Genomic DNA, 24,521 nt, shown 5'->3' with positions numbered 1-24,521 from the left:
ATAGAATTCAAATTATTAAAAAACCAAAGGAAGCCAGCAGGCTTCCTTTGGTTTTTGTTGTTTTGAAAAATGCCTGGAAATATCATTTCTCTATTTTCTGTTTTAATTGCTCAACTGCATTTTCTTTCAGTCCAAAAGTCTCTCTCAACATTTGGTATAATTGCTCGTTGTTTTCTATCATAACCGTTTCTTTTTCTCCGGTTCCCCATCGTATATTTAATGTATTACCCGTAAAGGTGTAACGTGCTTTCTCATCTACTTTTGAGAGAACAAGATTCTTTTTAAAATTAGATTCAGGATAGGTAGAAAGATACCAATTGGAAATCTCCAGATCAACAGGTTCTACCTTCTCCAGAGCAAACCGATAAACCGGCAGCCATTTTTCTTTCCATGCCCATAATACATATATTCCATTCTTATGTGAAATCTTAAACAAGCCATTGGGTGTTTGCTGGGGTTCTTCGTCATTTAAAACTAAGGGAGTGGTCAACGTTACTGTTCCAAAACCACAGTCTACAAGATATTTCTGTCCATCCTTATCACAAATCAGCAATAGATGACTTTTTGCAGCAATACTGTCTTCTTCCCTTTTCCAAACGACCCTCCCTAATTGTAGTTCTACTTTAAATCCTAAGAATTTCAGGACTTCACTCAAAAGCAGATTTTGTTCATAGCAATATCCCCCTCTGGAGGCTATAATTAATTTACTAAAAATATCATCAGGATGCAGAGACGGAACTACTCCGGTATAAGAATCTATGTTTTCAAAAGAGATATATTTAGGATGTAACTGATGAATTTTCTTTAATACAGACAGATCATTACCTACCTCTCCTGAGTAATGAATTCTCTCCAAATATTTTTCCAGTTTTGACTGATTCATAATTGTAAATTTATAGTATTAATCTTTATTTATATTATTTCTTTCTGACATCCATCGGTCAACCGACAGCTTCCCTCCTCCTTCAATACACAAAGTTATAACAATCCCAATAGCAAGAATATCAAATTGACAACCTTCTCCTTTCTGATTTCCAAACCAATTCATAAAAAAGCCGTTTTCGAGGTGAGAGGTAAACATAATTCCCGTTAACAATCCGATAAATGCTAAAGCCCAGAATCTGGTTCCCCAACCCAACAGCAGAAAGATTGAGCCTAGAAACTCTACCAGAATTACAGTAAAGGCAATCACAAATGGAAGATGCAGATTTTCCGTGAAAAGCCCCATCGTTTTGTTCAACCCCATTCCGCCAAACCAACCAAAAGTTTTTTGCAGTCCATGTGGCATAAAAACCATACCCATAGTCCATCGGAGCAGAGTTCCTGTCCATGTGTTATTTGTTTTAAAAATAAAATTTTTCATAATGATTATTTTTTTTAATGTGTTCCTAACGGAATAGCCTGCAAGCAACAAATACCCCAAAGTTTTCTTTACTTTCTTTAAGAGGGCCATAACGATCCCAGTTTGCTCCTATTCCAAAGGTGACTAGCTTATAGCTTGCCCCTACTCTTAACATCAGATAGCTTCGGGCATGTCCCCCATCTTTTATGGTCTCGGAATATAATATCTGGACACGGGAATACCCCTGCCAGTTTGCGTTGATCCTGGGCTTATATTCCAATAAGATAAAACCTTCAGCAATACTGTTTTTAGAAAAACCTATAAACCTTGGATTAACGGTCAACAGAAGATCTTTATAACTGATTGAATATAAAAACCCGGCTGTGGGTCTCAATCCGGTTGTAGGAGTATAGTGCGTTCCCCCAACAAAACGGATGTTTTTAATCAATTCAAAAGTTAAATTGGCCTGAATCATCGCATCTTTTGATTGATCTTCTGACCATTTCGAAGAAATATTGGCAACACTGAAAAACCCGAGTCGTTTACTATCCTGAAACCTTTTATTGACCGTCATCTGCGAGGCAAATCCACGGTTTCCCGTTAAAGCTTCAAATATAACAGGAGGATTATCTATAGCAATATTATTTTGAGAAAAGCAGAGTATGGACCCTAATCCAGATATAAAAAACAGCATTGATTTCATAGTTTTAACCTTCGATATGTATCTTCAAAATTCTGAAATACAACAAAGCAAAGGTTAGAACTTATACACCCATTACTAGGACAAATCAATCCCTTTTCGATAGTCTGATGGACTAATGCCTGTATGCTTTTTGAAAAATCTGGAAAAATATGACATATCCTCAACTCCTAAGGTAAAAGCAACTTCTGAAACGGTATAATGAGGTAAGGAAAGTAATGCTTTAGCTTCCATCAGGAGAGCTTCATTTATAATTTCAGAAGCTGTCTTTCCGGTAACTTTTTTGATTGATTTGTTCAGGTGGTTAGGTGAAATATGAAGTAAATCTGCATATTCTTTTACAGAATGTGTATTTTGAATGTGTGAAGTTATCAGTTTTCGAAAACGAAGCGTAACGGTTTCATTGACTGATAGGTTTTGTTTAGGAAGTTTTTCAATAAAATACCGGATTTCGCCCAATAAAGTAAAGAGGTAAAGCCTGAGCAATTCCAGATTCCCATCTGTCTCATAAAAGTGCTCCATCTGGCTAAGGACAAGGTTGATCCTTTTCTGAGATCCATTGTCAAGATAAAGTGTCGGATTATTCCTTATCTCCATATGATTCAAAATATCCTGAAGGTATTTCAAACCCGGGCCTTCAGCAATAAAATCATTGGAAAAATGGCAATAAAACCCCTCAATATCAGGCTCATTATTAAGAAATGTTCTGATTTTATAAGGTGGCAGAAGAATAATCATATTCTTTTCTACGGCAAATACATCTGAACATACCATTTTTTCAAGAGATCCTTTTGTTATAAACACGAAATCATTGACGGTTTTCCGATGGGGTTGAGATGGGGTCTTTGCATCTTTGAGTATCTGAAGAGGTTCTATAAAGAAATCATTTAAACCTTTTTTTGCCATGCTTTTTCCTGCCCAGTTCAGATTAAGAATTGGATTAAATTCATCCGGTTTATATTGAGGAATACGATTCATAGCAATGGATCTCGCGAAAATATTATCAGCAATTTACACAAATATCTAACATCATGTATCAAGAAAAAATAAGGTTAAGATATTCCCTATCTTAACCTTATCTATTTCTCTTTTCTGTTTTCTACAGTTGTTTGATATTATCTTTTTTTCTATTAAATGCAGAATAAGTAACAATTACACTCACCGCCATTAAAATAAATGCCAGAAAGAACGGCGCTCCCGAAAACTTGAACGGTGCTTCGTCGTGCGTGAAAAAGTAAAACAAATTCGTCATCATCGGAGGACCAATAATTGAAGTTGCACTCATTAAACTCGTTAATGCTCCCTGAAGCTCTCCCTGTTCATTGGAAGGAACACTTTTCGTAATTACAGACTGCAATGCCGGTCCGCAAATTCCTCCTAAACAGTATGGAATTAAAAAGACAAACATCATCCATCCTTCGGAGGCAAAAGCAAACAGCAACATCCCAACAGCATAAAAAGCCAATCCATAATAAATACTTTTTTGCTCTCCTAATCTTGGAGTCGTCCATCTGATAAGGCCACCTTGTACCAATCCTACCAATAAGCCCACTACTCCCAGTGAAATCCCTACCATTCTTTCCGTCCAGTTGAATTTGTACATGGTAAAGAAGCTCCAGTTACTCTGAACGGCATGACCTGCGATATAGATTAAAATGAGTGAAACAATTAATCCTGAAATCTCCGGATGCTTTCCTAAAAACTTGAATGATCCGATAGGGTTTGCGCGCTTCCAGTCAAATTCTCTTCTTTTATCTTTATCCAAACTTTCAGGAAGAATGAAATACCCATAAAGAAAATTAAGTAAGCATAGTCCTGCTGCTGCATAGAAAGGAACCCGGGCACCATAATGCCCCAATACTCCTCCAAGTACCGGACCAATAATAAATCCAAGCCCAAAAGCAGCTCCTATCAATCCAAAGTTTTTTGCCCTGTCCTCATCCGTGGAGATATCTGCAATATAGGCACTGGCCGTCGTCACACTCGCTCCTGTAATCCCAGCAATAATCCTCCCCAAAAACAACCACCAGATCGTAGGTGCCAACGCCAGGAAAATATAATCTACTGCAAACCCGAAAAGGGAAATCAAAATAACAGGTCTTCGTCCGTACTTATCACTCAGGTTTCCTACCAGAGGAGAAAATATAAATTGTGTAAATGCATAAGCAAACCCAAGCCAGCCTCCATATTTGGCAGCTTCACTGATATCAGCATGAATTAATTCTTCAATTAATTTAGGAACAACAGGAATGATGATTCCCCATCCCGTAATATCAATCAGTAAAGTGATAAATATAAAGCCAATGGCTGCTTTTTTCTTTGAATTTTCCATGATGGTGCAAAAATAATGAAATAGGAAAAAATAATGATTCTAAATTGCATTATTTTTAAGAAGTACACCAATGAGTAAAAGAATTATATTAAAAAATTCTCTGTTTTTATATTATTTCAAACACTCAAAAAAAAGAAAATTTAAAGATTACCTACTCATAAAATAAAAAGACCTGATTTCAAACAAATATGAAGCAGGTCTTTTTTAGTATTAAAATTTAAATACATCTAATTACTGTAAAGTTTTGTAGTGATCATCCGGTTGGTTATGATACATTTGATGAGACAACTCTTCTTCAATGTAACTTTCACCCCATTACTATACTGATAAGCTGTAATATTACCATTAAGGGTCGATCTCACCCCACGACGATAATAAGTTGTTTGTGTTATTGATGGGGCATCATAAGTAGACGAAGTCGCATTGGCAATATCTGTAAATGTTATATTATCAACAGAGCTCTGCCACTGATAGCCTGCCACTCCCGTCACCTGGGCAGCAGCAGTTTCTGTAAAAGCTGCAGGATCACTGTTGATATCCAAACAAACAGTTTGATCAGCAGCAATGGTTCCGGGATTATTGACGGAATTTACAAAAAGTCGCCCTATAGTAGATGTTGCCTGAAATGAACATGTATAGAAACTGGATTTAGCGACCACTCTATACTGGTTATTATTAAAGCCTACAGGAATGTTGTTGATATTGAGTGTTGAGCTGGTTACATTGCTATAATTAGCATTATTTGATAGATCTGTCCATGTACTACCATTCAGCACCTGCCACTGATACGTAATATTTTCCGGAGTTTCATCCGTAGGAGTATTATTAATAACAGCTGTCATCGTTGTAGCTCCTCCTACAGAAACGGTTCTGTCAGATGGTTGAGACAAATAAGTCATAGGATCAATATAATACTCTGAAAGAATATTATAAATTCTTGAATCATTAAACGTAAAACCTATTCCAATATCTGAATAGCTCAAACGAACTTCATCCCATGCTGCTGTAGGAATCACTTTTATGATTTTTCGAGGCTCACTGGTTCCGAAATCGAAGAAAAAATGTCCTCCTACAGGAGTTGTGTAGACCTGTACTCCATTATTATAAAAAACAAAGTTTGTAGAGTTAATGCTTGCATTGAAATTAAATCCTTCAGAAGCAAAATCAAAATAGACCGGTTTGTTGGCGGGAAAATCAGTCCCTGTTGTTCCTACTCCGATGTATGTGGCACCACAAAAACCAATTCCTGTACCTGGCCTCATCAATCCATATGAATTCACATCTGTATCAGTCATATTCTGAGGATTGGATGCTGTAACACCAAGCCTCGCGCAAGGTGGAAATAGTACAAAAGCGGTAGCATTCTGTGATGAAGTGTTTGTATCCAGCAATCTACCACATCCTCCCATTGGCAGAGAAACCATTTCCTGAGATATCATCTTGTTTGATATAAAAAGACACAATGCTATAAGTATATAGCCTGATATTGCATTTGTTTTCATCATTGATAATTTTAAGCAGTTAATTATGTATGAACTAATATTCATCCTTAGAGAAGGATGATGGTCATGGCGTTATGTCACCTAAAATTATTTAATCACAAATACAATATTAACAAAAGAACATGCTGTAGCCGTTCCCACCACATCATAGCGAAGTATCCCATTGGCATCAATACTCATATTCCTCAACACATTTGCATCAAAATCTGTTACATAATAGTACAAATCAGAAGCATTTACAAAAAAAGGAATAGCATTCGGTGCGCCTGTACTTGAAACTTTTGGAGCGGAAAATTGCGCCTTATACATTTGATATAAATCAAGAGTTCTTCCTGTACCCGTAGTTGAAGTATCAATGCTGATAGAAGGCATATAGAAAAACTTCACAATGTTTCCACTGATCGGAATCCAATTGGGGCTGCCCGGTGTTCCTATATTCTGAGTTAATGCCTGTCTTTTAAGATCATACACCAGCAATCCATTTGCAGGAGTAGGGATTGTTGACAGATCAGAAATTCTGGGAATCAATACACCTTTATTGGTGCCGGTTACATCTAATGCAGAACTTTTATCAGGATTAGGAGTAGCAATCCCTATCTGCGCACTCATAGAGCTAACGACACAGAATGCCGCAGCAGCGAATAATTTTTTAAATTTCATTTTTGTATTGTTTTTTATAAATGTAAAATAATTTATCACATAACTGCTGTTTTTTTTGTTTTTTTTTAACCAAAAACAGACATTCACAAACAATTAAAGAAAAAGCTTTATTATAGTACAATTCCATGAAATTTTTAATCTCTTACAATTGACTTATTAAAGGAAAATCCTCCTATATATAAAAAATAGTCAGTTAGCTCCTCCTAAATATCGCTACTAAACGTTCAAAATGACAGTTCTTCATTTATTTTATTAAGAAAAAAGAATCAATCTGGAAGGAATTGAAATAAGCTTAGAAAAAATCCTAAAAACAAAAAAGCCTTTCTTTCGAAAGGCTTTACTAATTTATTGTAGTTTGTCTTACTTTGAAGAAATTACTTCTTTGTTAGAAGTAGTCTTTCCGTGTACCTCTTCTTCTTTTCCTTTTCTAAGAAAGTCATAAGCAATTGCCGATGCAATAAAGATAGATGAGTATGTACCGAATCCGATACCAATTAACATAGCAAACATAAATCCTCTAAGGTTATCACCACCAAAGATGAAAATCGCAAGGATCACCAGGATTGTGGTAAATGAGGTGTTGAATGTTCTACCCAGCGTGCTTGAAATAGAGTCATCAAATAATCCAGCTAATGTTAATGATTTTTTCTCTCTCAGGTATTCTCTGATTCTGTCAAAGATAATTACCGTATCATTAATAGAGTATCCTAATACAGTCAGGATTGCTGCAATGAAATCCTGATTGATTTCCATATTGAACGGCATATACTTGTGAAGTAATGAATACGTTCCCAAAATAATAACCGCATCATGGAACAATGCTGCTACAGCACCTAAAGAGAACTGCCATTTTCTAAATCTGAATAAGATGTATAAGAAAATACCTCCTAAAGCAGCAACTACAGCAAGAATACCGTGTGTCTGAATATCGTCGGCAACTGTAGGACCTACTTTTTCAGAAGAGATAATTCCCGCGTGATCCTTATCTGCAGATTTGAAATCATTTAAGGTAATGTTAGCCGGAAGATCTCCTTTTAATCCTTCATATAATTTTTGTTCAATAGTCTGGTCAGCTTTTAAAGACTCATCTTCAATAAGATAATCCGTAGAAATTTTCAGCTGATTTGCATTTCCAAATGTCTTAGCTTCTACAGAAGAGTTTTTACCATCCTCAGTTTTGAATAATTTTACTAATTTTTCTTCAACATCATTAGCATTTACCGGTTTATCAAATCTTACAACATAGTTTCTACCTCCTGTAAAGTCGATTCCATATTTGAAACCGTGTGTAACCATAGAGAAGATACAGATCACTGTTAAAACAGCTGAAATAATGTATGCATATTTTCTCTTCCCGATGAAGTCGATCCAGGTATTTCTGAATAAGTTTTTCGTAGGTGGAGTCCATACAGAAAGGTGCTTACCTTTGTTAAGTCTGCTGAAAATCATTACTCTTGAAAGCAATACAGACGTAAACAATGTCATGATAATACCAATCATCAATGTTAGAGCAAATCCTTTGATAGGTCCTGTTCCGAAGAAGAACAATACTACTGCAGTCAATAACGTCGTTGAGTGACCATCGATAATCGCACTTAATGCATGTTTGAAACCGTCTTTATAGGCTTCTAAGATACTTTTACCTGCAAATAATTCCTCTTTCGTTCTTTCATAAATAATTACGTTCGTATCTACCGCCATTGCCATCGTTAATACGATACCCGCAATACCAGGAAGTGTAAGCGTAAAGTCTCCGGAATCCATAATTCCGAAAATATAGAATAAGTTAATAATCATTGCAATTACAGCGTATACACCGGCACCACCGTAATAGAAAATGATATAAACAATGATAATCAGGAAAGCAATAGCAAATGAAATCATACCAGCATTGATAGACTCCTGTCCTAATGACGGCCCAACCTGAGTAGCCTGAACCACTTTTGCACCTGCAGGTAATTTACCAGCACCTAAAACGTCAACCAATTCTTTAGCTTCTTCCTGAGAGAAGTTACCTGAAATTTGCGTTCTCCCATTTGGAATAGCATTTACAACATTTGGTGCAGTATATACTCTACCGTCAAGAGTTACCGCAACCGGCTTCCCTACATTTTTCTCAGTTAAAGTTTTCCATTCTTTAGCACCTTTAGAATCCATTTGCATGTCTACTACTACTCTTCCAAGTTCGTCATAGCTAATGTTTGCAGATTCTACAGCACCGTCTACCGGAGCTTTTTGATTGATGTTACTTCTAATTGCATACAGTACCAAAGCATCAGGGCTTGTAGCCTCTGGCTTGTACCCCCACATGAACTGTGTATATTTAATGTTTGCCGGACGTAGTGCCTGACCTACCTTGCTGTTTAAAATTTTATTAACCGCTGCTGTGTCGGATAATTTCACATTAGCAACACCATTACTTCTTAATTTGTCAAGTTGTAAAAGGTTCATGAAGTTTACATTCTTTGTAACCCCCATAGAGTCTCCTTTTGCAGCAACCATAGTTGTCAAAGTCTGGAAATAAGGCCCAACTTCAGGAACCTGCTGTACTTCCCAGAATTGAAGTTTTGCAGAAGTCTGAAGCATCTTCTTTACTTTATCAATATCTTTCATACCAGGCATCTCTACCGAGATTCTAGCTGTACCAGGTACTCTTTGAACGTTGGGCTGGATTGCTCCCAGCTTATCAATTCTCGTTCTGATTACCTCGAAAGCTGTTCCCACAGAAAGATCAATTCTTCTTTTAACAATACTTTTAACTTGTTCGTCAGTAGTATTGTACTTGATTTCAGATAAATTGGTGTTCCCGAAAAGTTCCGGATCTGCAAGCTTAAGGTTTGTTCCTTTTGCTTTGTTTATTACATCGAACTGCTCAAAGAAGTTGTCGATATAAGATTTTGTTGAGTTTTTCTGAGCTTCATCAGTTTTGTTTAAAGCCTCAATAAGAATAGGATTGGTAGAATAATTTGTTAAATCATTTACCAGGTCTCTTTGGTTGATTTCCAAAAGAACGTTGATCCCGCCTTTTAAGTCAAGACCCAATTTCATCTCCTTGTCTTTAGCTTTTGAATAATAAAGCTTTGTATACCCAAGATTAAGAGTATCTTCCTTGATCCGTTTGATCTCTTTCTCGTTTCCTTTCGCAGCTTCGATCTGCGATTCAATTTTGCTGGCGTACCAGGTTGGTAATAGCTCGTTTAAGCAAATCAACCCGAGGACAATAGCAACAATTGTAATAAGTCCTTTTCCTTGCATTTTGTTATAACTACGTTAAATTAAGTCGGCAAATATAATGATTTTCTTGTATTTTATGAATTTTTAACAACAGAAATGGTTTATTTTCAGAGATATTGACATCCTGACCTCTATTTAAGATTTAACAATTTTTTCATGGTATCTTAATAAATTTTTCAATTTTTGATTGGTATAAAATTTTCATTCTTATATCAACGCACTAAATATCAAAATATTATGAAAAATCTATTTTTTACATTAAGTATTTTTTCTTCCCTAATCGTTAATGCACAGAGCATTAATTTGGAAGAATTTGCCTCGGGATTAACCAGTCCCGTTGAGATCACGAACGCCAACGACAGCCGATTATTTGTCGTACAACAGAATGGAATTATAAAAATTATACAACCTAATGGAAGCATCAACAGTACAAATTTTCTTAACATTAGCTCAAAGATCGTTTTTGGAGGTGAAAGAGGTCTTTTAGGATTGGCATTCCACCCTCAATACTCAACCAATGGGTATTTTTTTGTGTATTATAACAACCCGGCAGGGAATGTGATCGTGGCAAGGTATACCGTAAGTTCTACAGATTCAAACGTTGCGGATGCTAATTCTGAAAAGATTCTTTTGAACATTCCCAAACCCTTTGATAATCACAACGGAGGCAGCATTCATTTTGCTCCGGATGGAAAATTATGGATTATTACCGGAGACGGAGGCAGTGGTGGAGATCCCAATAATAACGCTCAAAACAAAAATGCTTTTCTCGGTAAAATGCTGAGAATTGATGTAGATGCTACTGGCCCTTATAACATTCCTTCTGATAATCCTTTTGCAGGAGCCGGTGTTGATGGACTGGACGAAATCTGGGCTTATGGTCTGAGAAATGCATGGAAATTTTCATTTGACCTTACTACCGGAAATGCATGGATTGCAGATGTAGGACAAGGTGCTATTGAAGAAATTAATAAAATGCCTATCACACAGGCCGGCCTTAACTATGGGTGGCGCTGCTATGAAGGAAACACGGCTTACAATACTGCAGGATGCCCTGCACAGGCTACAATGACATTTCCGGTTGCTGTTTATGACCATTCCGGCAATAAATGCTCTATTACAGGAGGGTATGTATATCGGGGCTCTCTGTATCCTTCACTTCAGGGAAAATATTTCTTTGCAGACTACTGCTCTACTCAAATAGGAATATTAGATTCCAATAATGCCATCACATGGACTTCCCCTTATAGTGGAAACAATTTTTCAACGTTTGGGCAGGATTATCAAAAAGAGCTGTACGTGGCAGCTGTCAATAGCGGAAAGATTTTTAAAATTACTACAGGAACTTTAAGCACTCAGGAAAATAATACTTTAGGAAAAATAAGCATTTATCCTAATCCTGCAAGTAAAGAAATTTTTATTAAAGGAATAAAAGATAAAAATACAACTGTTGAAATCATCAGCGCAGAGGGTCGTAAAGTAATGGAAACAAAAGGCAGTATGAAAAGTATTGATATTTCACAGATTCCTGCCGGGGTTTATTTCATTAATTTGAAATCGGGAGATCTCAAATCATACAGTCAAAAATTGATTATAAAATAATCTGTTTGAAGCTGATAATTTTAGATTAAAATAAAAGCGGATCAAATGATGATCCGCTTTTATTTTTATATTGTCATAGAGAAAATCCTCGTTTCCGGTTTATTTCTCATCATTCTCAGGTCAAAAACCATTGCTACATTTCTTGTAAAGGCTCTTCCTGCTTCTGTAATTTTAATTTCATGACCATTGATTTCTACCAATCCGTCATTTTCCATCTCTTCCAACATCTCAAGAGCATTCTGAAGCTCAGGGAAAGAGGTATTGCTGGTAAAGGTCGTCTCAAGTTGACACATCAGATTCAGAATATGTCTTCTGACAATAAGATCTTCAGTATTTAAAACATGTCCTTTAACCACAGGAATTTCACCTTCTTCAACCATTTTCTGATAATCTTCCACCGTCTTCACATTCTGGGCAAAAGCATACCATGAGTCTGAAATTGCAGACATTCCCAGCCCTACCATCAACTGTGTATTACTGGAGGTATATCCCATGAAGTTTCTATGTAACTTTTTATGCATTAAAGATTGATACAGGTCATCATGTTCAAGAGAAAAGTGATCCATTCCTACTTCGATATATCCCAGATCCTGAAGAAGCTTTTTACCATCTTCATATAAACGACGTTTTTCTTCTCCACTTGGCAAATCATTTTCATCAAAACCTCTTTGCCCAACACCCTTCACCCATGGAACGTGAGCATAAGAATAGAATGCAAGCCTATCCGGCTTCAATTCCATTGTTTTTCTGATCGTATGTTCCATCGCCTCCCAATTCTGGTGAGGTAAACCAAAAACCAAATCATGACTGATTCCTCTGTACCCTATTTCCTTAGCCCATTCCGTCACATTTTTCACATTCTCAAAAGGCTGGATTCGGTTGATCGCTTTCTGTACTTTAGGGTCATAATCCTGAACGCCAAAGCTTACTCTCCTAAAACCCAAATCATATAATGTCTGAAGATGCTCTTTAGTTGTATTATTCGGATGTCCCTCGAAAGAAAACTCGGGGTGCTCAGCAATATCTACGGTTGAGAAAATACCTTCAAGCAATGTTCTTAAATTCTCAGGAGAGAAGAAAGTGGGAGTTCCCCCTCCTAAGTGAAGTTCTTTTAGCTTCGGTCTTTCATTGAAAAGTTCCAGATACAGTTTCCATTCTTTCAAGACACTTTCCAGATAAGGAATTTCAACGCTATGCTGTTTTGTAATACGTTTATGACATGCACAGAACGTACACAATGCCTCACAAAAAGGTAAATGGATATAAATAGAAATCCCCTCTGCTGCATTCGTCTCATGAAAAGACCTGATTACACTTTCCTTCCATCCTTCCGGAGAAAATGTTGATTCATCCCAATATGGAACGGTAGGATAAGAGGTGTAACGTGGCCCTGGGATATTATATTTATCTATTAGAGAGTTCATTTGAAAAATTAAAGTTTTATCGACTGACGAAATGTAACATCATACGATTTCGTCCTGCAAAATTAACCATTAGTTATGAATTTCAGTCTATGAATTATATTAGGTTCTATTTTATAATGAATCTAAATACGCAGTATCAACACATTCAGCAAATAATGATAAATTCTATTCTTTATATTTAAAATTTTAATTTCAATACCACTACTCTATTATTTCCTGCTGCGACGATGCTGTTTTCATTCACCCATTGCGCAACGAAAAGTCCTTTTTCATCAGAAATCTTCTTCCAGGTTTTCCCAAAATCCGAAGAATAGCTGATATGGCGGTCTCCTACTGCAATCATTTCTTTTCCTTTAGACCCCGGCTTAATTTTCACACAGGTGCTATATCCTGCATTTTGTCCCGAAGCCTGAATCTGCCAGGTTTTTCCACCATCATGAGTTGTAGCAATATTATTAATATTGGCATCCTGCTTAGTATAATCTCCTCCTACAGCAACCCCAAACTGATCATTATAAAAATCTATAGAGTACATTCCCTGAGAAGATTCTCCCTGAACAAATGGAGTGGTAAAAACCTCAAATTCATTATTTTTGAAATTCAGCCTCAGAATCCTTGATGCTTTTCCTCCGGTAGCAATCCACATATAATTTTTAGTTGACGAAATATTCGTATTACTTGCAGCAAAAGCAGCTTCTCCGGGATTTAAGGTTATATTGTTTTTGAACATTTCCCATTTTCCACATTTGTATGTAGCCAACTTCAATATATTATCTTTATCAGCATCACTGAACGTATACGCAAGCTGACCATTCACAAAATGCAAAGCGTCATAAAATGCCGTTTTTGCTGTATCTGTAAAAACAATCTCTGATTTTAAATCTTTTTTATCAATTTTAAAAAAGCGAGCAGGGCTTTCAATATTGATGGCATAAAATGAGGTTTTATCCTGTCCTAAGGTTCTGAACTGAAGTTTCTCTTCTGACAATTTAATCTGTTTTTGATCCTTCGAATCTTTTAAATCAATAAATCCAAATTTGGAATCAGTACCACTATACCAGACTTTATGATCATACAGTTCCAATGCCCTGATGCTTATTTTATCACTCAAAATAGTTTCAACACTTTCTATCTGTTGAGAAAATGCATAAATCCCTGCAGCCAGGAATACAATAGAGAATATTTTTTTCATATGATTTTAAAATAAAAAAAACCGCCGAAGCGGTTTATATGATTAATTTTCATCCTGATATTTCTCAGGATTATTCAATTTACTATTTCTTTTTCCGTAAGCAAAATATACTACGCCGCCTAATAATAACCATGCCCCTGAAAGTTCTTTTGCATGATCACTTAAGTTATATATTAAGTATAGATTGATAATCACACCCAATGCCACTACTAATTTATAGGCAGGCACTTTAAAAGGTCTGATCAAAGTAGGTTCTTTCTTTCTCATTACCCAAACGGCAATACAAACCAATGTAAACGCAAACAAAGTTCCAAAGCTCGTCATATCTGCCAATGTTGAGATTGGGGTTAATGCTGCAATAAGAGCCACAACGATTCCTAAAAGAATGATTCCTTTATATGGAGTTCTCGTTTTCGGATGAAGTTCTCCGAAAAATTTAGGAATTAACCCATCTTTTGCCATGCCGATAAAAATTCTGGATTGTCCCATCATCATTACCATAACCACAGATATCAATCCTACGGTAGCTGCAATAGTCACCACATTACTTGCCCAATGTTTACCTGCAATTTCAAAAGCATAGGCTACAGGAGCTTTAATCGCATCAGGATATTTTCCTTCCGGATTAAAGTCTGTATAATGCATCATCCCCGTCAATACAAGAGATACACAAATGTATAAAGCGGTACAGATTAATAACGAAGCAATGATCGCAAAAGGCACATCCTTTTTAGGATTGATGGCCTCACCAGCCTGTGTAGAAACAGCATCAAAACCAATATAAGCAAAGAAAATTGCTGCTGCACCGGAAATAATTCCCTGAATACCATAAGCAGAAACCATATCTCCTTCAGAATTTTTAATTTTTACCTGATCAGGAATAAAAGGTTTCCAGTTCTTAACTCCGTCAACTGCATTATAAAGATCTGTATTAGAGAATATAATATAAACACCTGCTATAATTACAAAAATAACCGCAGAAGTTTTCATTAAAACAATCAGGTTATTAGCACCAGCCGCTTCTTTCGTTCCCTTTACCAATAACGCTGTAATTAATAAAACAAGAATAAATGCAGGAAGGTTCATTGAAAAACCTGTTCCCGTATAACTTGCGGGATCTGAAGTAAGATACGCAGGTAAATGAATATTAAAAATTTTCAAAAACTTGTTAAAATATCCGGACCAACTCACCGAAACAGCCATACTCGCCATGGCATACTCCAGAATGAGACACCATCCCATAGCCCAGGCAAAAATTTCTCCTACCGTACCATAGGCATAAGCATATGCAGAGCCTTCAACAGGTATGATGGAAGCAAATTCCGCATAACACAATGCTGCAAAAACACAGGCAATACCTGCTATAATAAAAGAGATTGCCAATGCCGGCCCGGCATGATAATAGGCTCCGGTTCCCGTAAGAACAAAGATTCCACCACCAATGATAGCACCTACTCCAATTGCTGTTAAACTCCATTTTCCAAGGACTTTTTTCAGCTCACTTTTCTTCATATCTGCCTCATAGGCACTTAGCGGCTTCTTAACCCAAATTTTCGACATGTTTTTTTAATTTATTAAGGATTCACGAAAATATAAAAAATTTAGGAACTCCCACGTTTATCGTTAAACTTTCATCATTTATTTTACATTAAAGCCTTCAAAAGCGCAAACAACTCATTATAAAATTCATTTTAAAAAGTCCTATTTTTTACTTATTTTTGATCGCATGAATTTATATGATCTTTTTGTAAAGCCTTATGAAAGCTACAATTTTTTCCAAATTATGCTTGAAGCTTCTGGTGCTATTTTCGGAACTTTGAGCGTATATTTTTCCATTAAGAAAAATATATGGGTCTATCCTACCGGTATTATTTCAACCCTCATCTATGTATATATCCTTTTCAACTTTGGATTACTGGGAGATTGCTTAATCAATGTATACTATACAATAATGAGTGTCTATGGCTGGATCTTATGGTCCAAAAATTCTAAAGATCATGTGCACGTTGATGTTACCTGGGCCACCAGAAAAGAATGGATATATGCAAGTATTCTTTTCATTGTTAGTCTGGGATTGGTAACTTTTATTTATTATTGCAAACCTTATATTGATAATTTGGAAGGCGCCTATCTTGGATTGTATCATCTTGATTGGGCAAATTGGCTGGATATTTTCACTACTTCAATATTTTTAGTGGGAATGTGGTTTATGGCCAAACAACGCATTGAGAACTGGATTTTCTGGATCATTGGCGATTTAATTTGCATCCCTATGATGATTTTTAAGGGACTTGGAATCACTTCGGTTCAATATTTGGTATTCACTATAATGGCTATCTTAGGATATCTAAATTGGAAAAAAAGTTTTAAAGAAAAAAAAGTACAATAAAGTCATGAAAAATTTATTAAAAATAGCGTTCAGTATTTTAGCTATTAGTAGTTTAACATCTTGTTTGGCCTATTCAGACGGATACGGATATAATGGAGGTTATGGTGATCCATACTATAACAACGGATATTATTACGCTCCTTCCGGATATTATGGAAGTGGCGGATACTGGGGTAATGACGGCTATTATTATAGAAACAATATGAATTATTATTATGATAACGGAGCTCCTTATTATTACTATAATTACAATAACTCCAGAAGAAAGGTATATGTAGAAAGAAGGTCAGGATCAGGAAACTCAAGACCTGATGGTTTCAGAGGTCAGACCAATAGTGGAAGTGGCTTCTATAACAATGGAGGTAGTAATAATGGAAGCGGCTTCTATAATAAAAACAATAGCAATAACAGCAGTAACAACAGCGGTGGTTTCAGAAACCAAAGCAATGGCAATAGCGGTTATCAGAACAACCAGGGAAATCAAAATAACGGAGGTTTCAGACAAGGTAGTGGTTTTCAAAACAATCAAAGAAGCACCAACTCAAACAGCGGAGGATTCAGAAATGAAAGTAATAGCAATAGCAACAATAACAGCAATTACAGATCAGAATCTTCCAGTGGTAGTGGGTTCAGGAGTGGCTCAAGCGGCTCAACGGGTTCAGGTAACTCAAGTGGTTCAGACAGAAACACTGGCGGCTTTAGATAAAACGATTATAAATAAGGAAACGAACAGTTAACACTGTTCGTTTTTCATTTTAAATATATTAATTTTGCGTCTTCATGTAAGACAAAAGACAATATGGAATTTTATAAATATCAGGGAACGGGGAATGATTTTGTAATGGTAGATAACCGTGACCTCCAGTTTCCTAAAGACAAAAAAATCATTGAAAAATTGTGTGACAGACGTTTTGGAATAGGTGCAGACGGACTTATTCTATTAGAAAACGATCAGAATTATGACTTTAAGATGGTGTATTATAATTCTGATGGTGGTGAAAGTACCATGTGTGGAAATGGAGGAAGATGTCTGGTAGCATTTGCTTTTTTCCTGGACATCTTTGAAGATAAATGTAAGTTCATTGCCACAGACGGAGAACATGAGGCAGAGATCCACAACGGAATCATTAAGCTTAAAATGATTGATGTGAAAACCGTTTCTCATGATGGAGATGACTTTGTACTTAATACCGGTTCTCCACATTATGTAAAATATGTAGAAGAGCTGGCTGATTATAACGTATATGATCAAGGATACGGAATCAGAAATTCAGAAAATTATAAAGAAAAAGGCATTAATGTCAACTTTGTAGAGAAAATTTCTGAAAATGAAATTTTTGTAAGAACCTATGAACGAGGCGTTGAGGATGAAACTTACAGCTGCGGCACAGGAGTTACAGCTTCTGCTTTAACTTTTCTACAAAAAGACAATCTAACCTCTGTAAAAGTTAAAACTTTGGGAGGGAACCTTAAAGTTTATGCAGAAAAAAACGGGGAATCTTTCCGGAACATTTGGCTGGAAGGCCCTGCGAAGCAAGTTTTTAGAGGTAAAGTAGATCTTCTTTAAAAACAAAAACTTTTAATCAACATTGTAAGAATGAAAAAAGCTATTCTCATTGTTATTCTGCTTGTCTTTATCGTCGCAGGATTTTTTGGTTTGAGATTTTATAATACATATTATGGGAACAACGTAGAAAAAGAAGGCTACGTTCTGATTCCCCATAGAGCCGGGTTCAATCAGATTTTAGATTCTATTGCTCCTTATATTAAGGACAGAGAGTCTTTTGAGGCGGTGGCTAAAGATAAAGGTCTTAATACTCATTTTAAAGCAGGTCGATATCATATCGAAAGTGGCAAAGGAAATACCGATCTTGTAAATATGATCAAGGCTGGAAATCAAACTCCAAATTCGTTCAGAATCGGAGATTTTGGAGACATGTATCAAATGATTGGTAAGGTCACCAAAAAAACAGAACTGGATTCTTTACATTTTGTAAAAGATCTTGATGGAATCGCACAAGAGAAAGGTTATAAAAATGTTGAAGATTTAAAAAAATATTTTTTCATTGATACCTATAATTTCTTCTGGACGGTAAGCCCAAGAGAATTTTTCGCAAAATTTGACGATCAGTATAATGAATTCTGGACGAGTGAAAGAAAAAGTAAGGAGCAACAATCCGGATTGACCCGAGAGCAGATTTATGCGCTTGCTTCTATTGTCTATAAGGAATCCGGAGGAAAAAAAGATGAAATGAGAACCATTGCAGGATTATATTTAAACCGATACAGAAAAGGAATGAAGCTCCAATCTGATCCTACCGTAATCTATGCAATCAATAAAGCAACTAATTTTAAAGAACCTATTAAAAGGGTATTATATAAGCATCTGTCTACCCCATCTCCATATAACACCTACGCCAATGCAGGGATTCCCCCGGGGCCTATATGTGTAGTGGATAAGAATTCGGTAGATGCTGTTTTAAATGCAGAAAGTAATAATTATATATTTATGTGTGCTGATCCTGCAAGATTTGGATATCACAAATTTACAGCGAGTGCAGAAGAACATGCTGTGAATGCAAAAGCTTATCAGGACTGGCTCAACTCAAAAAATATAAAATAAGCTCAGCAACCACTTAAATTTTATACAGCTAAAAAATAAATAAATCATAATATTTTAAAAATCAACGCAGTAATGATTTCTAAAATATTAGGGTCATCCCTTCACGATTTTATACAAAAAAATAACCTATGAAGAATAAGACAGAAATTGTCAATGTTTTCACCAGAAAAACTTTAGGACTTACTTTAGTGCTTTCAGCCGCAGCAATGGCTTTTGCCCAGGAAAAAGCAGGCGTTACAGGCAGTATTGTCAACAAGAAAAACCAACCTGTACCCTATGCTTCTGTGACCTTTAGTCATAAAGCAAACAAATCATTAAGTGACGCGGTGCTCACCGATGAAAAAGGACAGTACAAACTTCAACTTGCTCCGGGAGAGTATGAGATTACTGTAGAGGCTATTGATTACAAAAAAAGTGTGGTTAGTAAAACTATTGCGACCAGCGGAAATATCGGAGCGCTATCTATAGAACCAGAAGCCACTACGACAATGGATGGCAAAACTCAGGAATTGCAGGGGGTCGTTATTACCGCTTCTGCCAGTAAACCTTTTAAGGTAGAGTTGGATAAAAAAACATATGACCCTTCACAGGATATTGTAAGTAAGGGAGGTAGTCTTCAGGATGTGTTAACCAATGTACCTTCTGTTTCCGTAGATACTGACGGAACCGTTTCGATGAGAGGGAGTACCAATGTGAAGTTTTTGATCAACGGGAAACCTTCTGCCTTGCTGGGGATTGATGACGGGGCCAATGCATTACAGAGTATTCCGGCTGATCAGATTGAAAGAATTGAAGTGATTACCAACCCTTCTTCAAAATTTGAGGCAAGCGGGACTTCAGGTATTTTGAATATTATCCTTAAAAAGAATAAAAAAATTGGTTTTAATGGTAGTGTAGTGGGAACGTTGGGATATTTTCCAAGAACCGCTCTCAATACCAATTTAAGCTGGAGAAAAAACAACTGGACCTGGTTCCTCAACGGAGGTGGAGGTTACACCGAAAACAGAACTAAAAATAATTCGGAAACGACTTACCACAATATTGCTTATCCTGATATTGTAAAAGGAGAACAACCAAGTGACGTCCCTGTACATCAGCTTCAAAATTCAACAAATAAAACTTACAACAAGAACTATAACGTAAGTGCAGGATTTGTGTATGATCTATCCGAAAAAACATCCATCAATCTGACAGGATTGGTAAGAACATTTGAAGGGGATGGAAATGAACTTCTGGATACTTATGACAGTTTTTACAGATTTTACAGAGATAATCCGGGAGACCTTCAGACTACAGCAGGAAAATGGAATCTTTTAAATCCTCACGGATTACGAGACTCTAAAAGCGTGTTCAATAATCTTGCATTTCAGGGAGATATTGGATTGGATCATAAGTTTGATGATAAGGGTCAGAATCTATCCGTTTCATTAAGTTTACAGAGAAACAGAAGCAACAACAATGCAAATATTCTTGAGACCAATGATCTTCGTCCGGATGTTCAGGATATCACCAGAAGACATTCTGTAAGCAAAACTATTATTGGAAAAGCCGATTATGAATTACCAATTGGAGAAAACTCCAAGCTTGAAGCGGGATACCGATTGGACGTTAATGATAATACTTATGATAATTTCGTAAGCAGTACTTCTAACAATAAATATATTCCTGATTATAACAACAATACGGATTACAGAGAGATATTCAATGCTTTTTATCTTCAGTTCAGAAGTAAAATCGGGAACTTTGGTTATCAATTGGGGTTAAGAGATGAACTTTCCAACGTTAAGATTAACTATGCCAATCAAAACCCGAATACACCAGTGATAGATAAAACTAAAAATTACAACAATCTATTTCCAAGTGTATTTTTAAGCTATGACGTTTCTAAAAATAACCAGATCTTAGTTAACTATTCACGTAGAATTGACAGACCAAGATCATTCTTCATGGTTCCTTTCCCGAATTATAGCAACAGTCAGAATATCTTTGAAGGAAATATTGATCTGAACCCGTCATATGTAGATTCTTATGAAGTAGGATATAGTATTACAAGAAAGAAATTTACCATCAACCCTACTTTGTATTACAGACATGCAACAGACGATACCAAAATGCTGGTGTACAGACCTGATGAAAGCATGAGCGTATTTTATACCAAACCTATTAACCTTGGAAATGATGATCGTTATGGTTTAGACCTTAACTTTACTTACGACCCTTTCGCATGGTTAAAAATAATGGGTAGCTTAGACATGTTTGGATATAAAACAACCGGAATTGCCTATTATAATGCAAAAGATGTAAATGGTATTGATAAAACAGGATCTATGGACTTCACCGGAAGTGGTTTCTCAACAAGAGCACGTCTTAATACGACATTCAAGCTTGATAAAACTTTAAGTGTACAGTTACAAGGGTTTTACAGAGGAGCTCAAAAATCGGCAAACCAGAATACCCAGGATATGTATGCTCTGAATTTCGGAGCGTCAAAAACAATCTGGAAAGGTGACGGTACCCTTTCTTTTAATATTCAGGATATCTTCAATACAAGAAGCAGAGAAGTATTTAGTTTCAATAGTGATTATACAAGAAGAAATTACATGCAATGGCAACCCAGACAATTTTCTATTTCTTTAACCTATAGATTTAAACAGGGCGAAAAAGTAGAACAGCCTAAAAAGAAAAAGGACATTAACTCTAATGAAAGCGGCGACGACCAGCAAGGTGGCCCGATGTAATAACAATAAAAATCCCGAAAAGTAATTTTTCGGGATTTTTTTATTTTTTTATTTTACAGGTTCTGCTTTCACAGGTTCTGTTTTCATATATTTATCCTTTTCTGCTTCATAAATTCTTCTTCTCAGGTCACTGGTAGAAAACCGGTGATCTCTTTTGTTATAAAAGATTTCGATGCCTTTTTCTTCACAGTACTGCTTTCCTGTAAAGTCTCTGTCCATATAATCATCTCCGATGATTCTTATATCGATGACAAAAGATTTTAAAATATCCAGTAAGTCTTCTTCTGTGTAGTAAGGAATAATCTCGTCTACAGCATTCACAGCTTTCAACTGGATATAACGTTCAACAATAGTCTGGCTCGGTTTATTTTTGTTTGGACGATCATGGGAAGGATCAATCTGAAGTCCTACGATCAGATAATCGCAAACTGTCTTAGCCTCTTCAAGCATTTTAATATGCCCGGCGTGTAATAAATCAAATGAGGAAAATGTAATACCTATTCTTTGTGTCTTCATATTAATATTAAATTAAAATTTCGCTGAAATAAATGTTCTTTTAAAAGGATAAAAGACCGGTGATTCAGGAAAGGTGTTTTGTAATTGTTGTTTATAATCGTTTTTAAATTGTTCTTTTAACTCATCGCCAAGGTTTTCGATATAAGGTATCATCGCTGTTCCCGAAGCCCAGGTATAAACAGCCTCAGCATTTTCAAGAACATGAGGGAATACCTTTTCATATACGGTGATCTCCTCTCCCTTATTTTCAAATAATATCCGGGCGTAGTCTTCTATATTTAAAACTGTATACTCTCTTTCCCAGGAGTGATAGGCCGTTTTATAAGGTTCAGTTCCTGCAATTTTTCTTAGCAACTGATGTACTATATATTCATGGTTGGATGGAATTTGTACTGCCAATTGACCACCTGGCTTAATTTTTTTGATCATCCTTGGAAAAAGTTCTTTATGGTTATTACACCATTGAATTGCCGCGTTAGAAATAATCAAGTCATACATATCTCCAAGATGAAGTTGTTCTTCAATACTTCGTTTTTCAAAATGCAATCTGTTGGTGACAAAGTGAGCTGCTTTCTGAAGCATTTCTTCAGAAGAGTCGATTCCCAGCACTTTAGAATCTTCAAGATAATCCAAAAGCCTAGAGGTCAGTTCTCCGGTTCCACATCCTAAATCAATAACAGATAACCCGGTTTTTGATTCTACAAGCTTCAGTAAATCAAAGAATGGAGCGGAACGCTCTTCTTTAAACTGGTCATATACTTCAGGACTCCAGGCCATAATATTGTATTTAGTTTCTAGAATTCAGGTACTTCTGCCATTCCCAAACAGTTCTTAAAGACTCTTCAAGAGACGTTTCCGACTTCCATCCAAGCTCATTTTCTGCTTTTGCAGGGTTTGCGTAGGCTATAATAACATCTCCTTCTCTTCTCGGGCAAATCTGGTAAGGCACTTCTACATGATTTGCCTTCTCAAAGGCTTTTACTACTTCCAAAACAGAAGATCCCTTCCCTGTTCCCAGATTATAGATATCAATTACTGTTTCAGCTGATTGATCCTCTATCAGTTTTTTCAAAGCAGCTACGTGAGCTTTTGCCAGATCTACCACATAGATATAATCACGAACAGCTGTTCCGTCTTCAGTTGGATAATCATCTCCCCAAATGTTTAATTTCTCGCGAATTCCGGCAGCTGTTTGCATCACGTAAGGTACTAAATTATCGGGAACTCCAATCGGTAATTCTCCAATTTTTCCTGATGGATGTGCTCCTATCGGATTAAAATATCTTAATAATGAAATTTTACGGTGATATGCCTTTGCAAAATCGATTAAGATTTCCTCACCCATCTGCTTGGTTTTACCGTAAACGCTTTCCGGCATTTTCAAAGGAGTATTTTCATCAATTGGCATCGTATCTGCCTGGCCATATACTGTACAAGATGAACTGAAAATGAAATTAGAAATTTCTCTTGCTTTAAACTCCTGAAGAATATTGATCAGAGAGAACAAATTATTTTCATAGTAGTCTACCGGAATCATCTGGCTCTCGCCCACTGCTTTGGAAGCAGCAAAATTAATGCATCCATCAATCTTATGGGCTTCAAAAACCTGAGTAAGGAGCTCCCTTCTTCTTAAATCAAAAGGATAAAAAACAGGTTTCTTTCCTGTAATTTCCTCAATATTATTTAGAATAAACCTTTCTGTGTGAGACAAATCGTCTACAATCACAACTTCAAAGCCGCTATTAAGGAGTTCTACTACGGTGTGGGAACCAATATATCCAAGTCCTCCGGTAACAAGTATTGCCATTTTATTTTAATCTTCGTGTTTTCCTATATTTTCTATTCCGTCTCCTATCGGGCTATGCTTAAAAAAATTTATTATTACAACCGGCCCAACAACAAACAATACATTTAATAATATAAAAGAAAATAAATATTTAGTTGTATGATTTTGTATTTTTTGATATTTACCATTAAAAATCACTGTATGAAAAATAAGCATTAAGAATAAAGAAATATTCAGATACAAAAACATTCTTCTTGATTCTTTAAAAATACAAATAAATGTAGCCGTTAATAACGGAAGTATTAAAAAGTATAATACATAAATAAGAATTTTAAATGTATTATACTCTTCTTTTAATCCATAACCTCTTAAAAAAATATTAAACATGTTATATGCAAAAAATATTATCCAGCAAAGGACAAAAATAATTGCAAAAAAATATGCAAACTTATGCTTTAATATTCTTTCTTCGTGGAGCATC

The 24,521-nt window shown here is 36.0% G+C and carries 21 protein-coding genes; 6 read left to right on the top strand and 15 right to left on the bottom strand.

Annotated features, from left to right (window positions below):
* Positions 1–82: 82 nt before the first annotated feature.
* The 8 genes from C1631_RS14905 to secD form a co-directional block, all read right to left on the bottom strand.
* A complete protein-coding gene (locus tag C1631_RS14905) occupies positions 83–883 on the bottom strand; it encodes an arylamine N-acetyltransferase family protein (RefSeq protein WP_103249841.1) in 801 nt (266 codons plus the stop codon).
* An 18-nt stretch (positions 884–901) separates the two neighbouring features.
* On the bottom strand, positions 902–1,363 hold the full coding sequence (locus C1631_RS14900) for a DoxX family protein (RefSeq protein WP_109713069.1): 462 nt from the start codon (positions 1,361–1,363) through the stop codon (positions 902–904).
* A 25-nt stretch (positions 1,364–1,388) separates the two neighbouring features.
* Complete coding sequence (locus C1631_RS14895) at positions 1,389–2,036, bottom strand: hypothetical protein (RefSeq protein ID WP_228441247.1); 648 nt, start codon at positions 2,034–2,036, stop codon at positions 1,389–1,391.
* An 84-nt stretch (positions 2,037–2,120) separates the two neighbouring features.
* Positions 2,121–3,020, bottom strand: a complete 900-nt coding sequence (locus tag C1631_RS14890; protein ID WP_109713067.1) for a helix-turn-helix domain-containing protein — start codon at positions 3,018–3,020, stop codon at positions 2,121–2,123.
* Positions 3,021–3,141: 121 nt separating this feature from the next.
* Positions 3,142–4,374, bottom strand: a complete 1,233-nt coding sequence (locus C1631_RS14885; RefSeq protein ID WP_109713065.1) for a TCR/Tet family MFS transporter — start codon at positions 4,372–4,374, stop codon at positions 3,142–3,144.
* Positions 4,375–4,601: 227 nt separating this feature from the next.
* Positions 4,602–5,876 carry a DUF8696 domain-containing protein gene (locus C1631_RS14880; protein ID WP_123966697.1) on the bottom strand — a complete coding sequence of 425 codons (1,275 nt, stop codon included), beginning with the start codon at positions 5,874–5,876 and terminating at the stop codon, positions 4,602–4,604.
* Between the two features lie 87 nt (positions 5,877–5,963).
* Positions 5,964–6,536: a phage tail-like protein gene (locus C1631_RS14875; protein ID WP_109713061.1), complete on the bottom strand. Its 573-nt coding sequence runs from the start codon at positions 6,534–6,536 to the stop codon at positions 5,964–5,966.
* A gap of 360 nt (positions 6,537–6,896) precedes the next feature.
* Positions 6,897–9,791: a protein translocase subunit SecD gene (gene secD / locus C1631_RS14870; RefSeq protein WP_103249175.1), complete on the bottom strand. Its 2,895-nt coding sequence runs from the start codon at positions 9,789–9,791 to the stop codon at positions 6,897–6,899.
* A gap of 216 nt (positions 9,792–10,007) precedes the next feature.
* On the opposite strand from secD, the gene C1631_RS14865 reads away from it, so the two are divergent.
* Positions 10,008–11,372, top strand: a complete 1,365-nt coding sequence (locus C1631_RS14865; RefSeq protein ID WP_109713059.1) for a PQQ-dependent sugar dehydrogenase — start codon at positions 10,008–10,010, stop codon at positions 11,370–11,372.
* A gap of 65 nt (positions 11,373–11,437) precedes the next feature.
* Here the strand turns inward: C1631_RS14865 and hemN are convergent, their stop codons facing one another.
* The 3 genes from hemN to C1631_RS14850 form a co-directional block, all read right to left on the bottom strand.
* Positions 11,438–12,796 (bottom strand): oxygen-independent coproporphyrinogen III oxidase, encoded by a 1,359-nt coding sequence (gene hemN, locus C1631_RS14860; protein ID WP_109713057.1) that lies wholly within the window; start codon positions 12,794–12,796, stop codon positions 11,438–11,440.
* Between the two features lie 178 nt (positions 12,797–12,974).
* The gene (locus tag C1631_RS14855; RefSeq protein WP_109713055.1) at positions 12,975–13,988 is read right to left on the bottom strand and encodes a WD40/YVTN/BNR-like repeat-containing protein; all 1,014 of its coding nucleotides are present in this window, start codon (positions 13,986–13,988) and stop codon (positions 12,975–12,977) included.
* 42 nt (positions 13,989–14,030) lie between these two features.
* On the bottom strand, positions 14,031–15,548 hold the full coding sequence (locus tag C1631_RS14850; protein ID WP_109713053.1) for an amino acid permease: 1,518 nt from the start codon (positions 15,546–15,548) through the stop codon (positions 14,031–14,033).
* A gap of 166 nt (positions 15,549–15,714) precedes the next feature.
* Here C1631_RS14850 and pnuC point away from each other — a divergent pair, with 166 nt between their 5' ends.
* The 5 genes from pnuC to C1631_RS14825 all read left to right on the top strand — a co-directional run bounded on the left by pnuC (position 15,715) and on the right by C1631_RS14825 (position 21,738).
* On the top strand, positions 15,715–16,377 hold the full coding sequence (gene pnuC / locus C1631_RS14845; RefSeq protein ID WP_103248702.1) for a nicotinamide riboside transporter PnuC: 663 nt from the start codon (positions 15,715–15,717) through the stop codon (positions 16,375–16,377).
* Positions 16,378–16,381: 4 nt separating this feature from the next.
* Positions 16,382–17,083: a hypothetical protein gene (locus C1631_RS14840; RefSeq protein WP_109713051.1), complete on the top strand. Its 702-nt coding sequence runs from the start codon at positions 16,382–16,384 to the stop codon at positions 17,081–17,083.
* A gap of 93 nt (positions 17,084–17,176) precedes the next feature.
* Positions 17,177–17,944 (top strand): diaminopimelate epimerase, encoded by a 768-nt coding sequence (gene dapF, locus C1631_RS14835; protein ID WP_109713049.1) that lies wholly within the window; start codon positions 17,177–17,179, stop codon positions 17,942–17,944.
* A gap of 30 nt (positions 17,945–17,974) precedes the next feature.
* Positions 17,975–19,000 (top strand): endolytic transglycosylase MltG, encoded by a 1,026-nt coding sequence (gene mltG, locus C1631_RS14830; RefSeq protein ID WP_109713047.1) that lies wholly within the window; start codon positions 17,975–17,977, stop codon positions 18,998–19,000.
* A 128-nt stretch (positions 19,001–19,128) separates the two neighbouring features.
* Entirely contained in the window at positions 19,129–21,738 is a 2,610-nt protein-coding gene (locus tag C1631_RS14825) for a TonB-dependent receptor domain-containing protein (protein ID WP_109713045.1), read from the top strand.
* Positions 21,739–21,786: 48 nt separating this feature from the next.
* Here C1631_RS14825 and C1631_RS14820 read toward each other — a convergent pair whose 3' ends face one another.
* Genes C1631_RS14820 through C1631_RS14805 form a run of 4 tightly spaced genes read right to left on the bottom strand, consistent with a single transcriptional unit; the run spans position 21,787 to position 24,520 of the window.
* Positions 21,787–22,254: an adenylyltransferase/cytidyltransferase family protein gene (locus C1631_RS14820; protein ID WP_109713043.1), complete on the bottom strand. Its 468-nt coding sequence runs from the start codon at positions 22,252–22,254 to the stop codon at positions 21,787–21,789.
* 12 nt (positions 22,255–22,266) lie between these two features.
* Positions 22,267–23,031 (bottom strand): methyltransferase domain-containing protein, encoded by a 765-nt coding sequence (locus C1631_RS14815; protein ID WP_109713041.1) that lies wholly within the window; start codon positions 23,029–23,031, stop codon positions 22,267–22,269.
* A gap of 10 nt (positions 23,032–23,041) precedes the next feature.
* Complete coding sequence (galE, locus tag C1631_RS14810; protein WP_109713039.1) at positions 23,042–24,061, bottom strand: UDP-glucose 4-epimerase GalE; 1,020 nt, start codon at positions 24,059–24,061, stop codon at positions 23,042–23,044.
* A gap of 6 nt (positions 24,062–24,067) precedes the next feature.
* Positions 24,068–24,520 (bottom strand): hypothetical protein, encoded by a 453-nt coding sequence (locus tag C1631_RS14805; RefSeq protein WP_123966695.1) that lies wholly within the window; start codon positions 24,518–24,520, stop codon positions 24,068–24,070.
* Between the last annotated feature and the right edge of the window lies 1 nt (position 24,521).

The sequence above is a fragment of the Chryseobacterium phosphatilyticum genome (assembly GCF_002899825.2).
GTDB lineage: Bacteria > Bacteroidota > Bacteroidia > Flavobacteriales > Weeksellaceae > Chryseobacterium > Chryseobacterium phosphatilyticum.
Note: the sequence above shows the minus strand (reverse complement) of the source record. Positions and strands in the feature narration are given on the sequence as shown.

Bases quoted from the DNA above. Each gene is read 5' to 3' on its own strand.
- C1631_RS14905 (WP_103249841.1), bottom strand. From the start codon at position 883: ATGAATCAGTCAAAACTGGAAAAATATTTGGAGAGAATTCATTACTCA.
- C1631_RS14900 (WP_109713069.1), bottom strand. From the start codon at position 1,363: ATGAAAAATTTTATTTTTAAAACAAATAACACATGGACAGGAACTCTG.
- C1631_RS14895 (WP_228441247.1), bottom strand. From the start codon at position 2,036: ATGCTGTTTTTTATATCTGGATTAGGGTCCATACTCTGCTTTTCTCAA.
- C1631_RS14890 (WP_109713067.1), bottom strand. From the start codon at position 3,020: ATGAATCGTATTCCTCAATATAAACCGGATGAATTTAATCCAATTCTT.
- C1631_RS14885 (WP_109713065.1), bottom strand. From the start codon at position 4,374: ATGGAAAATTCAAAGAAAAAAGCAGCCATTGGCTTTATATTTATCACT.
- C1631_RS14880 (WP_123966697.1), bottom strand. From the start codon at position 5,876: ATGAAAACAAATGCAATATCAGGCTATATACTTATAGCATTGTGTCTT.
- C1631_RS14875 (WP_109713061.1), bottom strand. From the start codon at position 6,536: ATGAAATTTAAAAAATTATTCGCTGCTGCGGCATTCTGTGTCGTTAGC.
- secD (WP_103249175.1), bottom strand. From the start codon at position 9,791: ATGCAAGGAAAAGGACTTATTACAATTGTTGCTATTGTCCTCGGGTTG.
- C1631_RS14865 (WP_109713059.1), top strand. From the start codon at position 10,008: ATGAAAAATCTATTTTTTACATTAAGTATTTTTTCTTCCCTAATCGTT.
- hemN (WP_109713057.1), bottom strand. From the start codon at position 12,796: ATGAACTCTCTAATAGATAAATATAATATCCCAGGGCCACGTTACACC.
- C1631_RS14855 (WP_109713055.1), bottom strand. From the start codon at position 13,988: ATGAAAAAAATATTCTCTATTGTATTCCTGGCTGCAGGGATTTATGCA.
- C1631_RS14850 (WP_109713053.1), bottom strand. From the start codon at position 15,548: ATGTCGAAAATTTGGGTTAAGAAGCCGCTAAGTGCCTATGAGGCAGAT.
- pnuC (WP_103248702.1), top strand. From the start codon at position 15,715: ATGAATTTATATGATCTTTTTGTAAAGCCTTATGAAAGCTACAATTTT.
- C1631_RS14840 (WP_109713051.1), top strand. From the start codon at position 16,382: ATGAAAAATTTATTAAAAATAGCGTTCAGTATTTTAGCTATTAGTAGT.
- dapF (WP_109713049.1), top strand. From the start codon at position 17,177: ATGGAATTTTATAAATATCAGGGAACGGGGAATGATTTTGTAATGGTA.
- mltG (WP_109713047.1), top strand. From the start codon at position 17,975: ATGAAAAAAGCTATTCTCATTGTTATTCTGCTTGTCTTTATCGTCGCA.
- C1631_RS14825 (WP_109713045.1), top strand. From the start codon at position 19,129: ATGAAGAATAAGACAGAAATTGTCAATGTTTTCACCAGAAAAACTTTA.
- C1631_RS14820 (WP_109713043.1), bottom strand. From the start codon at position 22,254: ATGAAGACACAAAGAATAGGTATTACATTTTCCTCATTTGATTTATTA.
- C1631_RS14815 (WP_109713041.1), bottom strand. From the start codon at position 23,031: ATGGCCTGGAGTCCTGAAGTATATGACCAGTTTAAAGAAGAGCGTTCC.
- galE (WP_109713039.1), bottom strand. From the start codon at position 24,061: ATGGCAATACTTGTTACCGGAGGACTTGGATATATTGGTTCCCACACC.
- C1631_RS14805 (WP_123966695.1), bottom strand. From the start codon at position 24,520: ATGCTCCACGAAGAAAGAATATTAAAGCATAAGTTTGCATATTTTTTT.